The sequence below is a fragment of the Sphingobacterium thermophilum genome, assembly GCF_039541675.1.
GTDB classification, from domain to species: domain Bacteria; phylum Bacteroidota; class Bacteroidia; order Sphingobacteriales; family Sphingobacteriaceae; genus Sphingobacterium; species Sphingobacterium thermophilum.
The window spans coordinates 591,774-606,717 of the sequence record NZ_BAABGR010000015.1 but is presented as its reverse complement, the minus strand read 5'-3'; the positions used below and the strand labels follow the sequence as shown (position 1 = coordinate 606,717).

The window sequence follows — 14,944 nt, the reverse complement described above, 5'->3', positions numbered from 1 at the left end:
GGATTTAATGTATTAAAACGGGAATAGACTCTGATAAAACTATCAGAGTCTAACCTCGTTTTGACGATATTTGAAATTACTTAATTTCAACTACAGCACCAGCTTCTTCTAATTGTTTTTTCAAAGCTTCAGCTTCGTCTTTAGAAACGCCAGTTTTTAATTCTTTAGGAGCACCGTCAACTAAATCTTTAGCTTCTTTTAAGCCTAAACCAGCTAAGTCTTTAACTAATTTAACTACAGCTAATTTTTGGCCACCAGCGTCTTTCAAGATAACGTCGAATGAAGTTTTCTCCTCAGCAGCACCAGCGCCACCGTCAGCTGGAGCAGCAGCAACTGCAACTGCAGCAGCAGCAGGCTCGATACCGTACTCGTCTTTTAAGATATCAGCTAATTCTTTAACTTCTTTTACTGTTAAGTTAACTAACTGTTCAGCAAGTTGTTTTAAATCTGCCATTTTATTTTGATTTTTTGAATGTTCTTAAAAAATATTGTTAATTAATCCACGAACTTAATTCAACCTTTTTGATAGAGGACGTTCGTTATCCTCTTTGTTCTAAAGCTTTAAGCACACCTGAAATGGTATTTCCACCCGATGAAAGAGCAGAGATAACATTTTTCGCTGGCGATTGAAGTGCCAAGATAATATCGCCGATAAGCTCTTCTTTCGATTTCAAGCTTACTAATGCGTCGATTTGTTTGTCGCCTACGAAAACAGTCTCTTGGATATAAGCTGCTTTCAAGATAGGTTTATCGTTCTCTTTACGCAATTGCTTGATCAATTTCGCTGGAGCATTACCAGTCGAAGAGAATAAAATAGTAGAAGCACCTTTAAGTACACCAACAAGTTCTGGTGCGTCTATTCCTGCTTCGATTAAAGCCTTCTCAAACAAAGTGTTTTTAGCCACTTGCATTTTGATGCCAGCATCGAAACATTTACGGCGTATTACGTTGACTTTTTCAACAGTTAAATCAGCAGTATCAGTAATGTAGAAGTTACCGTAAGATTTAATCTGTTCGGCCAAAGCTTGAACAATTTCTTGTTTTTCTTCTTTTCTCATGATTAAATTCCTGCTACTGATTTAGTTTCAACTGGAATACCTGGACTCATTGTTGATGAGATATGGATACTCTTGAAGTATGTTCCCTTAGCTGCTGAAGGCTTTAACTTTGCAATAGTCTGTAATACTTCTAATGCATTCTCATAAATCTTCTCTGCAGGGAAAGACACTTTTCCAATTGATGTATGGATGATACCGTTTTTGTCAACTTTAAAATCGATTTTACCACCTTTTACATCTGCTACAGCTTTTCCTACTTCAGTAGTTACTGTACCAGTTTTAGGGTTAGGCATTAAGTTTCTTGGACCTAAGATACGACCCAATTTACCAACTTTAGCCATTACCGAAGGCATAGTGATAATAATGTCAACGTCAGTCCAACCACCTTCAATTTTGCTGATATACTCATCTAGACCTACGTAGTCTGCACCGGCAGCTTTAGCTTCTTCTTCCTTATCAGGAGTTACTAAAGCCAAAACACGTACAGTTTTACCAGTTCCGTGAGGTAATGTCGCAATACCACGAACCATTTGATTCGCTTTACGTGGATCTACGCCTAAACGCACGTCGATATCCACAGAAGCATCAAACTTAGTTGTAGTAATGTCTTTAACTAAAGCCGCAGCTTCTGCTAAAGTATACGCCTTACCAGCTTCAATTTTGGATAGTGCCGCTTTTTGATTTTTTGTTAATCTAGCCACTTTCTTAAACTGATTTCGTTAATTAATTTTTCCAAGGAGCGTCACCTGTAACAGTGATACCCATACTACGAGCTGTACCAGCTACCATACGCATTGCTGATTCTAAAGTAAACGCGTTCAAGTCTGGCATTTTATCTTTGGCGATAGCCTCCACTTGCTCCCATGTAATAGAAGCAACTTTCTTACGGTTAGGCTCACCAGATCCACTCTTAATTTTAGTAACCTCTTTCAACTGAACAGCTACCGGTGGAGTTTTGATGATAAAATCAAAAGACTTGTCGGCATAAACAGTAATCACAACAGGCAATACTTGTCCTGGTTTGTCTTGCGTACGAGCGTTGAACTGTTTACAGAAATCCATAATATTCACACCCTTAGCACCCAAAGCCGGGCCCACTGGAGGTGATGGATTTGCTGCACCGCCCTTCACTTGTAATTTTACTAACGCACTGACTTCTTTTGCCATTTTTTTTGTGTTTTAATTTGTTAAATGTTTGTTAGTAAGTTGGAAGCAATAACGTAACATTTTTTATCGTATAGTGGAAAACCGAAGTTTACACATCTAAACGAGGTGCAAAGATAACAAGAAGTTCTGAATTCCAAAAGGTTTCAACGAAAAATTTTCCACATTTTGCGTCAAAAAAATTTTCATTAAACCTTTTACCCGAATACCATGTATTAAGAAAGGGCTTAATCCGAAAATTAAGCCCTTTGAATATCTTCTATGCACCTACGCTTTTATTCTTTTTCCACTTGCATATAATTCAGCTCCAAAGGAGTCTTACGACCGAATACTTTAACCATTACGGTCAATTTCTTCTTATCCTCATGAACCTCTTCGATCTCTCCGGTGAAGCCATTGAAAGGACCATCGATAACTTTCACCGATTCACCAACGTAATATGCTACATTAATCGACTCACCTTGCTCTGCCATCTCATCCACTTTACCCAAGATTCTATTTACTTCAGATGGACGCAAAGGAATCGCATTACCTTCTTTATCTCCCAAGAAACCGATTACGCTATTTAAATTTTTTATAGCGTGCTCAATCTCACCGTTCAATGCTGCTTCTATAAGCACATATCCTGGATAGTAGTTACGTTCTTTGGCAATCTTCTTGCCATCGCGCATCTGGTAATACTTTTCCATCGGAATTAAAACCTGAGGTACCAAGTGTTGGATACCCAGACGATTTACTTCCGCTTCCACGTATTGCTTCACCTTCTTCTCTTTACCACTTACAGCACGAACTACGTACCACTTTAAATTTTGATCAGCCATAATATTATCTTTTCGATAAACTTTACTTAGTACCGTACAACAACTCCAGAATATTGCTTGAAGCTTTATCCATAACCAGTACTACTAAAGCTATGATCACCGAGGCTACAAGTACCACAACCGCATGATTTTGCAATTGAGCCCAAGTAGGCCAAGTAACCTTTCCTGTCACCTCTTGATAAGACTCCTTAATAAAATCCAGTACTTTAGCCATTTGATTGTTTATTTAAGTTTTAGCACGGGCACCAGGACTCGAACCCAGACCAAAGGTTTTGGAGACCTTCGTTCTACCTTTAAACTATGCCCGTGTGTTTTGTTGTTTTGTGATGCAAATATAGCGTTCTGATAGCATTAGACCAAATATTTTTTGCTTTTTTTTGCCTTTCAGAGCACTTTTTTTAATCTGAAAAAAATAAGCTAATCAGCCTCAGCTAATTAGCTTATTTTATTATATTTCGCCAATCTATCCGAATAGATTAAGCAATGATTTCAGTTACCTGACCAGCACCTACTGTACGGCCACCTTCGCGGATCGCGAAACGTAAACCTTTTTCCATTGCGATAGCGCTAATCAATTTAACAGTGATTGTAACGTTATCACCTGGCATAACCATTTCAGTACCTTCTGGTAAAGTGATCTCACCAGTTACGTCAGTAGTACGGAAATAGAATTGAGGGCGGTATTTGTTGAAGAATGGAGTGTGACGACCACCTTCAGCTTTTGATAATACGTAAACCTCAGCTTTGAACTCAGTGTGAGGAGTTACAGTACCTGGTTTACAGATTACCATACCACGTTTGATATCAGTTTTTTCGATACCACGTAACAATAAACCTACGTTATCACCGGCTTCACCGTAATCCAAGATTTTACGGAACATTTCCACACCAGTTACAGTAGATTTTAAGTTTTCAGCACCCATACCCAAGATTTCAACTGGGTCACCAGTGTTGATTACACCTCTTTCGATACGACCTGTTGCTACTGTACCACGACCAGTGATTGAGAATACGTCCTCGATAGGCATCAAGAATGGAAGATCATTCAAACGTGGAGGAATTGGAATGTAGCTATCTACAGCAGCCATCAAGTCTACGATAGATTGTACCCATTTCTCTTCACCGTTCAACGCACCTAAAGCAGAACCACGAATTACTGGAACTTCATCACCAGGGAATTCGTAGAAGTTCAACAATTCACGAACTTCCATTTCTACTAACTCCAACAACTCAGGGTCGTCTACTAAGTCAACTTTATTTAAGAACACTACAAGAGCAGGTACACCTACTTGACGTGCTAACAAGATGTGCTCACGAGTTTGAGGCATCGGACCGTCAGTAGCAGCAACAACGATGATAGCACCGTCCATTTGCGCAGCACCAGTTACCATGTTTTTCACATAGTCGGCGTGACCTGGACAGTCAACGTGTGCATAGTGACGATTTTCTGTTTGATATTCTACGTGAGATGTATTGATAGTGATACCACGTTCTTTTTCTTCAGGAGCTGAGTCGATAGAGTCAAATGAACGAGCTTCTGATAAACCTCTATCAGCTAATACTTTAGTGATAGCTGCAGTTGTAGTAGTTTTACCGTGGTCAACGTGACCGATTGTACCTATGTTTAAGTGCGGTTTACTACGGTCAAATTTCTCTTTTGCCATGTTTATGCGAATTAGTAATTATTAAATATTTCCTATTAAATTCTTTACAAAAATAAAAAAAATTTTGTAGAGCCAAAGATGGGATTTGAACCCACGACCTCTTCCTTACCAAGGAAGTGCTCTACCCCTGAGCTACTTCGGCTTATGATCAAAAGTTTACTTACGACATAATGCCTCCACCTTACACACTATTTCTTATGAAAGATAGAGACTGAAAAACCTTTGAAAAATTAGAGCGGAAGACGAGGTTCGAACTCGCGACCTATAGCTTGGAAGGCTATCGCTCTACCAACTGAGCTACTTCCGCTTATTTTGTTTACAACCTCTAGTATCGACTAATTGTAAACTACAACTTTCGTGTGGAGGGAGAAGGATTCGAACCTTCGAAGCCGAAGCAACGGATTTACAGTCCGTCCCATTTGACCGCTCTGGAACCCCTCCAAACCAGTGATTTCTCACTTTAGAGCCTCCTATCGGGATCGAACCAATGACCTACTGATTACAAGTCAGTTGCTCTACCAGCTGAGCTAAGGAGGCTTTTATTTTAGTATTTTATCAAACTCTCGAAGAACTCCTACTCTTTCGAGTAGCTGGTGCAAAGATAGAAAAATTCATTCCAAATTTGCAAGAGAATTTTTTAAAATATTTTCTTTATTTTCTTTCTTAAAGAACTCACTCAAAAACGCCTTATTTGTATCACTTAGTTCGTTTTTGATGATGCAAAGATAGACAGCAGATTGACATTTCAAAAATTTTTGGAGTAAAAATTTTAGGCTTTAAAGCCATAATGCTGATATGCAGCACAATAATTTTTATCCGCCAAACAATTATCCGTATTTGCAAGTTTATTAATCTATATTTGCACCGTTGACTTTTGACAAATTTTACTAATGAGATTACCGGTTTTAGTTCTGTTATTTTGCTGTTTCATATCCGCACAAGCACAACAACCGAAAGGTTTAATCAAAAGACTTATTCATAAAACATTTTCCACCGAGGTAGACTCTTCCGGCAATGGCAACAGTTTTTTTGTCGTTCCGGCCTTTGGCTATGCTCAAGAAACGGGAGCCGAAATAGGCGTTGCGGCTACCTACAACTTTTTCCTAGACAAAACATCTTCCTCTCGAAAAACTTCTACCCTCACTCTGATAAGTACTTTCACTACAAAAGGACAAAAGAAAATTAACACTAACGCCGAACTGTGGACAAAAGATAATGATTATCATATCCTCTTAGAGCTACGAGCTAGAGACTGGCCATTCAACTTTTATGGCATAGGAAACAAAACCAGAAAGGCGGATGAAGACCTACTGGATCACACTTTGTACAGGGTAAAAGTAGAAGTAGAGAAAAAGATTGCAAACCACATTTACCTGGGACTCAACAGCAGCTACGACCACTTCAAATTTGCAGATCAGGAAGCTGATGGAATCTTTGACACTCTCCCACTTTACGGTAAGGATGGAGGGCAATATGTTACATTTGGCTTTTCCGCGCTTTATGACAGCAGAGACTTACCAACCTATAGTAACACAGGCATCTATCTACGCATTAAAGGAACTTATGCCCCCCGTTTCTTTACATCCAAAGATTATAAAGGAACTATGGTCGAGGCCGACCTGCGTGGATTCAAGAAATTATACCGGAATGTAAACTTAGCTGCACAAATTCTTTACAGGGGAACATACGGGCATAATTTACCTTTTTATACCCTAAGAGATTTGGGAGGAGACATGACTATGCGGGGCTATTATCTCGGAAGATACCGCGACAAAAACTATATAGCCACGCAAGCCGAAATCCGCTACCGCTTTCATCCGCGTCTTGGCATCAATGCCTTTGCCGGCACAGGAACTACCTTCTCGAAAACCTTCTCCGCACGTCTTGTTCCTTCCTACGGCATCGGGGGAAGATATTTTTATAGCTTGAAGCATGCCAGCAGTATCAGATTGGACTACGCTATCGGCGAACAAAGACATGGAGAAAAAAGACAGTCCGGCATCTATCTAAGCATTGCCGAAGCATTTTAATACAGCCAATAAGGATAGCGCAGCTTAAAATATTCTTTACGCTGCTCTTTCCTTTTGCATATTATCCCTAGCTCGAAAAGATCTATAAGCACAACAAATCGGGAGTCCCTCTGAAGCTGTTGCCACAGCGGTTCAGAGGCATGACGATGTGGCAGCTCCACGAAAAGCATAAAATATTTTTCTTGTAGCGCCACAAGCTCCTCCACCGTATAATCAATAAGAGAAAGTGTGAAGAATTGCTCTTGAGTGTAGCCTTGTTTTTCAAAGTAGCGGACAATGGCTGCCTGCAGGGATTCTTTATTTCGCTTATATTTTCTGCTATAGATTATCTGCTCCGCCAAACTATAAACGAATGGGGAGTGCGTTCCATGACGAGAATTGGAAGTGAGGAAGTGCAGGATTTTCTTAGCAAAATAAAGCATAAGCAAAAATAACAATACATTAACATTCGAATAGAGAAAATAAACTTTATTTGTACACAATAAATGTGAACGATTTTTGCTAATTTATTACCATGAATGATAGAGAACTTAGGGCATTGATCTCATTACTTGATGATCCGGATGAAGAGATTTTCAAGCAACTGGAGCAGCAGCTTATCACCTGCGGTCCAGAGGTCATCCCTTTGCTGGAAGAAAACTGGGAGTCCACATTCGATCCTTTACCACAATCAAGGATTGAAAACATCATTCATAAGATACAGTTTGACCAGATTGTCAACGACCTACAGTTATGGGATTTAAAAAATAGCGAAGACCTTTTAGAAGGATTGCTCATCGTCAACCGTTATCAATATCCCAATCTAGACGAAAGCTTGGTGAGCCTCACCATAGCCGAATTAAAAAGAAGCATATGGCTTCAGCTTATGTATGATATGAATCCTATCGAAAAGGTAAAGCTTCTCAACAATGTTATCTTCCGCGAATTCGGTCTTGCGGGCAACACCGCCAACTACCATGACCCACAAAACTCTTTTATCCATAAAGTTTTGGAAACCAAACGAGGCAATCCCATCTCATTGACCTGCATTTATTGTCTTATTGCACAACAGCTGGACATCCCTATTTATGGAGTGAACCTACCAAAACATTTTGTTGCCGCTTATATGGAAGATCCGGATAGTACCCCACTATTTTACATTAACACTTTCAATCGGGGACAAATTATGAGTCAGAACGACATCTATTTTTTCCTTCGTCAGCTCAATCTTCCCGCTAGTGACGAATACACTATGCCATGTACAAATAAAGCCATTATCAAACGCGTATTACGCAATTTAATAACGGCTTATGAGCAAGCGGGAAATCCTCAGAAAAGAGAGGAAATCACAATATTACTTCAAATTTTAGAGGGTTAACGGGCATCCAACGAAAGGCTCATCGGTGTCCTATTGTTAAAGTTCAACACACCCGTTGGTGCCACATTCCCTTGGTCGCTGATCAAAAACCTTAACACTCTTTTAGTTTCTATATCCGCCACATAAAGATATTTTCCATCTTCCCGAGGATCTATAGCGATATCCATAGGCTGCTTCAACATCGTGGCATTACCGCTGATGACACGGGTAGGTGTCAGTGTCTGAGTTGAAGTATGCGACGAGAAGTTTTCAAAAATCAACACCCTTCCCTCGAAGGTCGTACCCTGCACCACAGTATAGTCCGTCAGCACCAAAATATCCTTCGATGGTGAATAAGAAATCCCTCTCAGGTTGCGTGAGCCGTCAACCGTCAACGTAAAGGTCGGATTGACATTTAAAACAGAATCCACCCTATCGTTTAGTGCAGGCAGGAAGTTTTTATACACCACCACACCTCCCTGATCTCCCGTTTTCACGATAAACAGGTCATTCTCATGTCCTGTTATTCCCCATGGAACATAGTTGAGTGTTGTCTGGAATCGTGGCTTAGAATAAAACCCCGAGCTTGTAGGTCGCAAAAAAGCATACAAGTGTGCATCCGGAATAGTGTCCGACTTATTCAAAGCCAGTAAGAAGGCATTGCTCGTATTTGTGCCACTATTTACCACCGTATAATACATCCCCCTCACATTATCTAACTTACGGTTCGAAAGTTTGGCACGCGAGCCTATGGTACCTCGTATATCTACTGACAGCACGTTGATGGTTGTATCCATAGTGCCTGGTGTATTCATGCTAGACTGAAAAATCAGTCCATCCGAAAGGGGAGAAAAGTGAATGGTCTTACCTCCTTTAGCGGCAGAAACATATTTTTTAAAGGTGCTCTCACTAGGCAGCTGATCCTCATCCACCGGATCCACTACCCACACATTCTCGAAATTTGTAGAAGCGCCGGCCTGATAATCAGACGTAGAAACATACAAACGGGAAAAAGATTTGATATCACGTATCGGTGGTTCATCATCGTCTCTCATACACGACACTACCGTCACCAGAAGAGGAATAAGACAAATCAGGAATCTATGCATATAAAAGTTTCTTATCAACATGTTACAATTATACAAATGTATAAATTTTTTGATGTTATCTAATCAAACGAAAGCGGCCGAACAAAGGCTACATGTGTGAAGAGACTTTTAAAAGTAGGATTTATTGTGTAAAATTGCGGTGCAATACCACTTTGGGTGATATGGACAACAAGAAAGAGTTTAAACGTGAAAAACTTGTCTTACCTAACGAAGGCAAAAAATTGCTTCTTCATTCGTGCTGCGCACCTTGTTCGGGAGAAGTGATGGAAGCTTTGATTGCGTCGGATATAGACTTCACAATATATTTTTACAATCCGAATATTCATCCTCGCAAGGAATACGAAATCCGTAAGGAGGAGAACAAGCGCTTTGCGGAAAAGCACAACATTCCGTTTATTGATGCCGACTACGATGTAGACCATTGGTTTGAACTAGCCAAAGGTATGGAATTTGAACCTGAACGAGGCATACGCTGCACTATGTGCTTCGACATGCGCTTTGAAAAAACCGCCGAATACGCGGCGGCCAATGGCTTTGATGTCATCACCAGCTCCTTGGGTATTTCGCGCTGGAAAAATATGGAACAAATCAACGACTGTGGCTTGCGAGCAGCATCCCGCTATCCAGGACTGGAATACTGGACCTTCAACTGGCGCAAAAAAGGAGGTTCCGCCAGAATGCTGGAAATCAGCAAGCGAGAGAAATTCTACATGCAGGAATACTGCGGATGCGCCTATTCTCTGCGAGACACCAACAAATGGCGTGTAGCCAACGGCAGAGAAAAAATAAAAATAGGTGTCAAATATTACGGAGAAGAAGAGAAGGATGAAAACAAATAAAAATTATCAAAAATAATTGCATCCTTCATATAAAAAGATTAATTTTGCAGGCTCAAATACAAGATTGTGAACTATCTAAAACAATATAGAATCCCATTTTCAGGATTAGCCGCAGGCAATCACGATTTTGAATTTGAAATTGGTGATAAGTTCTTTGACTGCTATGAGCATTCGTTGGTGAAGAAAGGTAATCTTAACGCGCAGGTTTCTCTTCAGAAACAAGAGACCATGCTTATCGTTACCTTCCATATCCAAGGAACAATCCAGTTGACGTGTGACGTCTGCCTGAATGATTTTGACGCCCCTACCGATTTTGAGGAAAGGGTAATTGTCAAATTTGTTCAGGAGGAGTGGGCTGACGACAGTGAAGATGACGATGTCATCGTGCTGAAAAAGACCGACTACGAATTGGATATAGCAACTTTGTTGTACGATTACATCAATGTGCGTGTTCCTTATTACACCAAATGTAGCGAACAAGGATTGAACATTACGTGTGATCCAGAGATGCTGGCAAGAATCAGCAACGAAGAACAACAATCATCGGAAATTACTGAAGAAACTATAGACCCACGTTGGGCAGCATTAATGAATATTAAAAACAATTAAAAAACATAATACGAGATGGCACATCCAAAACGTAAGACTTCGAAATCAAGAAGAGACAAAAGAAGAACGCACTATAAGGCTGAAAGACCTACTTTAACAGTATGTAAAGAGACTGGGGCTGTACACGTACCTCACAGAGCGTACGAAGTTGATGGCAACTTATATTACAACGGTAAACTGATCGTTGAAAACGCTAAAGCAGTCTAAAAATATCTTTATATAAAACATCCCAAACGAAGTAAAAAAATATTTTTTTACTTTATTTTGGGATGTTTTTGCGTATTATTGAAGTAGAAAAATAATAACGGATGAAGATAGGATTAGACGTTCTTGGTGGGGATTACGCCCCAAAATCAACTATTTTAGGGGCTATTGAAGCCCAGAAAGTTCTTTCAGCGGATCAACGCATCGTGTTGATCGGTGACGAAGAAGAAACTAAAAAAAGTATAGAAGCAGCCGGAGTAGACACATCCTTATTTGACTATGTTCATGCTCCCGATGCCATATCTATGCACGAGCATCCGACAAAAGCTATTACCCAAAAGCCAAACTCCAGTATTGCAAGAGGCTTTGAGCTACTAAAAAATGGGGAAATAGACTCCTTCTCTTCAGCTGGAAACACGGGAGCCATGCTTGTTGGCGCTATGTTCAGCGTAAAACCCATCCCAGGAGTGTTACGACCAGCTATTGCCACCAATGTTCCAAAACTAAAAAGTGGATTCGGCATCCTTCTAGATGTGGGCGCCAATGCAGACTGTAAGCCCGAAATGCTAAACCAGTTCGCCATTTTAGGAAGTCTGTACGCAGAATACGTCTATGGAATCGAAAACCCTAAAGTAGGTTTGCTCAACATTGGCGAAGAAGAAGAAAAAGGAAATGCATTGACAACCTCAACCTATCCTCTACTTAAAACTAATTCCAAAATTAATTTCATAGGCAACGCCGAAGGTCGTGATTTGTTTACAGATCACGCAGATGTATATGTATGTGATGGATTTACAGGCAATGTGGTATTGAAGCTTGCTGAATCTTTTTATGTAGTTACTTTGAAAAAAGGTTTTAAGGATGATTTCTTTGATAGGTTCAACTATGAGCAATATGGAGGCAGTCCTATTTTAGGGGTGAATGCACCTGTCATCATCGGACATGGCATCTCCTCTCCTACTGCTATCAAAAACATGATATTACTATCTAAGGATATGATCGAGTCGAGATTTATCGACAAGATGAAAAATGCTTTTAACTAACATTATATGTCTAAAATTCACGCAGCTATTACGGCGGTAAACGGATATGTTCCTGATTACATTCTAACAAACAAGGAACTGGAAACAATGGTTGATACCAACGATGAATGGATTGTAACACGTACGGGTATCAAAGAACGTCGTATTCTAAAAGGAAAAGGATTAGCGACATCAGATCTTGCTGTTCCGGCAGTAAAAGGATTATTGGAAAAAAGAGGCATCTCAGCTGAAGAAATTGAGCTTATCATCTTCTGTACCAGTACTCCCGACATGCTTTTCCCTGCTACAGCAAACATCTTAGCTGACAAAATCGGAGCAAAAAATGCATGGGGTTATGACCTTCAAGCAGCATGTTCCGGATTTTTATTCGGATTGACTACAGGCGCTCAGTTCATCGAATCGGGCAAACATAAAAAAGTATTGGTAGTAGGTGCCGACAAAATGTCTTCGGTAGTGAACTACAATGACCGTAACACCTGCATCCTTTTTGGAGATGGTTGTGGCGCAGTATTGTTAGAGCCAAACACCGAAGGAATGGGTATTCTAGACTCTCTCTTAAAAACTGACGGCTCCGGTGGCCAATACCTAAATATCAAAGGTGGAGGCTCCTTGAACCCTGCCACCCACGAAACGGTAGACGCCGGCATGCACTATGCATACCAAGAAGGCCGTACCGTATTCAAGTTTGCTGTTACAAATATGGCAGAGGTTACCCATGAAATCATGGTACGTAACAACCTAACAGCAGAAAATGTGGATTGGTTAGTACCACATCAAGCCAACAAAAGGATTATCGACGCTACCGCTGAACGCGCCGGCCTTCCTGAAGAAAAGGTGATGATCAACATCCATAGATACGGTAATACAACCAGTGCAACCATTCCATTATGTCTATGGGAGTGGGAAGATAAGCTGAAAAAAGGAGACAACTTAGTGTTGGCAGCCTTTGGAGGCGGATTCACCTGGGGATCGGTATACCTAAAATGGGCTTACTAATTATTTGACTAAGACACATTTTTGCTATATTTACCGACTACTTGTAATAATTAACTTTAACTTTTAAAAAACGTACTATCATGGGTATGGACATTAAGCAAATTCAAGACTTGATTAAGTTTGTTTCAAAATCAGGTGTGAATGAAGTATCAATCGAAGAAAAAGATTTCAAAATTACCATAAAAACCAATCAAGAGCCAACTATTGTTACGGCAAATATTCCTGCTGCTCCGGTAGCGGCCGCTCCTACGCAGGCTCTTCCAGCTGCTCCTGCACCTGCACCAGCAGCTCCTACAGCACCGGCAGCACCTGTTGAGGACAGCTCAAAATACATCACCGTAAAATCACCGATGATCGGTACATTCTACCGTGCACCAGGACCAGACAAAGCTCCTTTCGTCAATGTAGGTGATGAAATTTCTGTAGGAAAAGTATTATGTATCATTGAAGCAATGAAATTGTTCAATGAGATTGAATCGGAAGTTTCTGGTAAAATTGTAAAAATCTTAGTAGACGACGCACAACCAGTTGAATACGATCAACCATTATTCTTAGTTGATCCTAGATAAGCTAAAAGCTGCTTCATAGCAGCTCTTTTTGCATTTACTACAGTGTCTATACAGAAACTGATTCAATTGGTATAATAAGTCATTTTATGTTCAAAAAAATATTAATAGCGAATAGAGGCGAAATCGCTTTACGCATCATCCGCACATGCCGTGAGATGGGCATTAAGAGTGTAGCCGTATACTCTACAGCAGATAAGGACAGTTTGCATGTACGTTTTGCTGATGAAGCGGTATGTATAGGACCTCCAGCAAGTAAAGATTCTTATCTCAATATTCCTAATATCATTGCGGCAGCAGAATTAACAAATGCTGACGCCATTCACCCGGGATATGGTTTCCTTTCCGAAAATGCTAAATTCTCGGCCATCTGTGCTGAATACGGCATCAAATTTATTGGTGCTACGGCAGAGCAGATCGAAAAAATGGGGGACAAAGCTGCGGCTAAGGAAACTATGAAAAAAGCGGGCGTACCTACCGTACCGGGATCAGACGGTATAGTTCCGAACATCAAAGAAGGTATCAAGATAGCCAACGAGATTGGATACCCTGTCATCATCAAGGCTACTGCCGGAGGTGGTGGACGTGGTATGCGTATCGTATGGAAAGACGAAGATTTCGAAGCTAACTGGGAGTCGGCACGTCAAGAAGCCGGTGCAGCATTCGGTAACGATGGTCTTTACATAGAGAAATATGTGGAAGAGCCTCGTCACATCGAAATCCAAATCATCGGAGACCAATACGGCAAAGTATGTCACCTGTCGGAACGTGACTGCTCTATCCAGCGCCGTCACCAAAAGCTTGTTGAGGAATCTCCTTCTCCGTTTATCACACCGGAGTTGCGTGCAAAGATGGGAGAAGCCGCAATACGCGGTGCAAAAGCCGTAAACTACGAAGGTGCCGGAACTATCGAATTTTTAGTAGACAAACACGGCAACTTCTACTTTATGGAAATGAACACCCGTATCCAGGTGGAGCACCCAGTGACCGAAGAGGTTATTAACTTCGACTTAATCAAAGAACAGATAAAAGTCGCTGCCGGTATTCCTATCTCGGGTAAAAACTACGAGCCAACAATGCACGCCATCGAATGTCGTATCAACGCGGAAGATCCGTTCAACAACTTCAGACCTTCTCCGGGAAAAATCACCAACTTTCATTCTCCGGGAGGCCATGGAGTACGGGTGGACACACACGTATATTCTGGATATACCATCCCGCCAAACTATGATTCTATGATTGCGAAGCTTATCTGTGTGGCACAAACACGTGAAGAAGCTATCGCGACAATGGAAAGAGCATTAAGCGAGTTCGTGATTGAAGGGGTGAAAACCACCATTCCATTGCACCGTCGTTTGATGCGCGACCCTAACTTCCGAGCAGGAAACTTTACAACAAAATTTATGGAATCTTTCGACCTTTCGGAATATCCGGAAGAGGACGAAGCGTAAAATTTTTGTTTTCATGCATAAAAAATACCATTCTTAGGGTTAAGAATGGTATTT

The 14,944-nt window shown here is 40.7% G+C and carries 18 protein-coding genes and 5 tRNA genes; 9 read left to right on the top strand and 14 right to left on the bottom strand.

Annotation, left to right across the window (positions count from 1 at the left end):
* Positions 1-76 precede the first annotated feature (76 nt).
* The 12 genes from rplL to ABD873_RS08570 form a co-directional block, all read right to left on the bottom strand.
* Positions 77-454 carry a 50S ribosomal protein L7/L12 gene (gene rplL, locus ABD873_RS08625; protein WP_345067314.1) on the bottom strand — a complete coding sequence of 126 codons (378 nt, stop codon included), beginning with the start codon at positions 452-454 and terminating at the stop codon, positions 77-79.
* An 85-nt stretch (positions 455-539) separates the two neighbouring features.
* A complete protein-coding gene (rplJ, locus tag ABD873_RS08620; RefSeq protein ID WP_345067311.1) occupies positions 540-1,058 on the bottom strand; it encodes a 50S ribosomal protein L10 in 519 nt (172 codons plus the stop codon).
* Positions 1,059-1,060: 2 nt separating this feature from the next.
* Positions 1,061-1,759, bottom strand: a complete 699-nt coding sequence (rplA, locus tag ABD873_RS08615; RefSeq protein ID WP_039052763.1) for a 50S ribosomal protein L1 — start codon at positions 1,757-1,759, stop codon at positions 1,061-1,063.
* Between the two features lie 22 nt (positions 1,760-1,781).
* Entirely contained in the window at positions 1,782-2,225 is a 444-nt protein-coding gene (rplK, locus tag ABD873_RS08610; RefSeq protein ID WP_345067307.1) for a 50S ribosomal protein L11, read from the bottom strand.
* 272 nt (positions 2,226-2,497) lie between these two features.
* Positions 2,498-3,043, bottom strand: coding sequence for a transcription termination/antitermination protein NusG (gene nusG, locus ABD873_RS08605; protein ID WP_345067304.1), 546 nt, complete (start codon positions 3,041-3,043; stop codon positions 2,498-2,500).
* Positions 3,044-3,065: 22 nt separating this feature from the next.
* Positions 3,066-3,257, bottom strand: a complete 192-nt coding sequence (gene secE, locus ABD873_RS08600) for a preprotein translocase subunit SecE (RefSeq protein WP_039052760.1) — start codon at positions 3,255-3,257, stop codon at positions 3,066-3,068.
* A 23-nt stretch (positions 3,258-3,280) separates the two neighbouring features.
* Positions 3,281-3,351, bottom strand: a tRNA-Trp gene (locus ABD873_RS08595).
* Positions 3,352-3,519: 168 nt separating this feature from the next.
* Positions 3,520-4,707 (bottom strand): elongation factor Tu, encoded by a 1,188-nt coding sequence (tuf, locus tag ABD873_RS08590; protein ID WP_345067302.1) that lies wholly within the window; start codon positions 4,705-4,707, stop codon positions 3,520-3,522.
* Positions 4,708-4,777: 70 nt separating this feature from the next.
* Positions 4,778-4,849, bottom strand: a tRNA-Thr gene (locus ABD873_RS08585).
* 92 nt (positions 4,850-4,941) lie between these two features.
* Positions 4,942-5,014: transfer RNA gene (locus ABD873_RS08580), tRNA-Gly, on the bottom strand.
* 53 nt (positions 5,015-5,067) lie between these two features.
* Positions 5,068-5,148: transfer RNA gene (locus ABD873_RS08575), tRNA-Tyr, on the bottom strand.
* A 23-nt stretch (positions 5,149-5,171) separates the two neighbouring features.
* A tRNA-Thr gene (locus ABD873_RS08570) sits at positions 5,172-5,244 on the bottom strand.
* 353 nt (positions 5,245-5,597) lie between these two features.
* Between ABD873_RS08570 and ABD873_RS08565 the strand changes: the two genes are divergently transcribed.
* Positions 5,598-6,737, top strand: a complete 1,140-nt coding sequence (locus ABD873_RS08565; RefSeq protein ID WP_345067299.1) for a BamA/TamA family outer membrane protein — start codon at positions 5,598-5,600, stop codon at positions 6,735-6,737.
* Here the strand turns inward: ABD873_RS08565 and ABD873_RS08560 are convergent.
* On the bottom strand, positions 6,734-7,159 hold the full coding sequence (locus tag ABD873_RS08560) for a hypothetical protein (RefSeq protein WP_345067296.1): 426 nt from the start codon (positions 7,157-7,159) through the stop codon (positions 6,734-6,736). The genes ABD873_RS08565 and ABD873_RS08560 overlap by 4 nt on opposite strands.
* Before the next feature lie 92 nt (positions 7,160-7,251).
* On the opposite strand from ABD873_RS08560, the gene ABD873_RS08555 reads away from it, so the two are divergent.
* The gene (locus ABD873_RS08555; RefSeq protein ID WP_345067293.1) at positions 7,252-8,094 is read left to right on the top strand and encodes a transglutaminase-like domain-containing protein; all 843 of its coding nucleotides are present in this window, start codon (positions 7,252-7,254) and stop codon (positions 8,092-8,094) included.
* On the opposite strand, the gene ABD873_RS08550 is transcribed toward ABD873_RS08555, so the two are convergent.
* Positions 8,091-9,182, bottom strand: a complete 1,092-nt coding sequence (locus tag ABD873_RS08550; RefSeq protein WP_156138130.1) for a YncE family protein — start codon at positions 9,180-9,182, stop codon at positions 8,091-8,093. The two genes, ABD873_RS08555 and ABD873_RS08550, sit on opposite strands and share 4 nt — an antisense overlap.
* Positions 9,183-9,343: 161 nt before the next feature.
* Here ABD873_RS08550 and ABD873_RS08545 point away from each other — a divergent pair, with 161 nt between their 5' ends.
* The 7 genes from ABD873_RS08545 to accC all read left to right on the top strand — a co-directional run bounded on the left by ABD873_RS08545 (position 9,344) and on the right by accC (position 14,890).
* The gene (locus ABD873_RS08545; protein ID WP_345067287.1) at positions 9,344-10,021 is read left to right on the top strand and encodes an epoxyqueuosine reductase QueH; all 678 of its coding nucleotides are present in this window, start codon (positions 9,344-9,346) and stop codon (positions 10,019-10,021) included.
* Positions 10,022-10,087: 66 nt separating this feature from the next.
* Positions 10,088-10,630 (top strand): YceD family protein, encoded by a 543-nt coding sequence (locus ABD873_RS08540; RefSeq protein WP_345067284.1) that lies wholly within the window; start codon positions 10,088-10,090, stop codon positions 10,628-10,630.
* 15 nt (positions 10,631-10,645) lie between these two features.
* Positions 10,646-10,837: a 50S ribosomal protein L32 gene (gene rpmF / locus ABD873_RS08535; protein WP_345067281.1), complete on the top strand. Its 192-nt coding sequence runs from the start codon at positions 10,646-10,648 to the stop codon at positions 10,835-10,837.
* A gap of 101 nt (positions 10,838-10,938) precedes the next feature.
* Positions 10,939-11,877 (top strand): phosphate acyltransferase PlsX, encoded by a 939-nt coding sequence (gene plsX, locus ABD873_RS08530; RefSeq protein ID WP_345067278.1) that lies wholly within the window; start codon positions 10,939-10,941, stop codon positions 11,875-11,877.
* 6 nt (positions 11,878-11,883) lie between these two features.
* A complete protein-coding gene (locus tag ABD873_RS08525) occupies positions 11,884-12,873 on the top strand; it encodes a beta-ketoacyl-ACP synthase III (protein ID WP_345067275.1) in 990 nt (329 codons plus the stop codon).
* A gap of 80 nt (positions 12,874-12,953) precedes the next feature.
* Entirely contained in the window at positions 12,954-13,442 is a 489-nt protein-coding gene (gene accB / locus ABD873_RS08520) for an acetyl-CoA carboxylase biotin carboxyl carrier protein (protein WP_039052755.1), read from the top strand.
* An 86-nt stretch (positions 13,443-13,528) separates the two neighbouring features.
* Positions 13,529-14,890, top strand: coding sequence for an acetyl-CoA carboxylase biotin carboxylase subunit (gene accC, locus ABD873_RS08515; protein ID WP_039052754.1), 1,362 nt, complete (start codon positions 13,529-13,531; stop codon positions 14,888-14,890).
* Positions 14,891-14,944 lie beyond the last annotated feature (54 nt).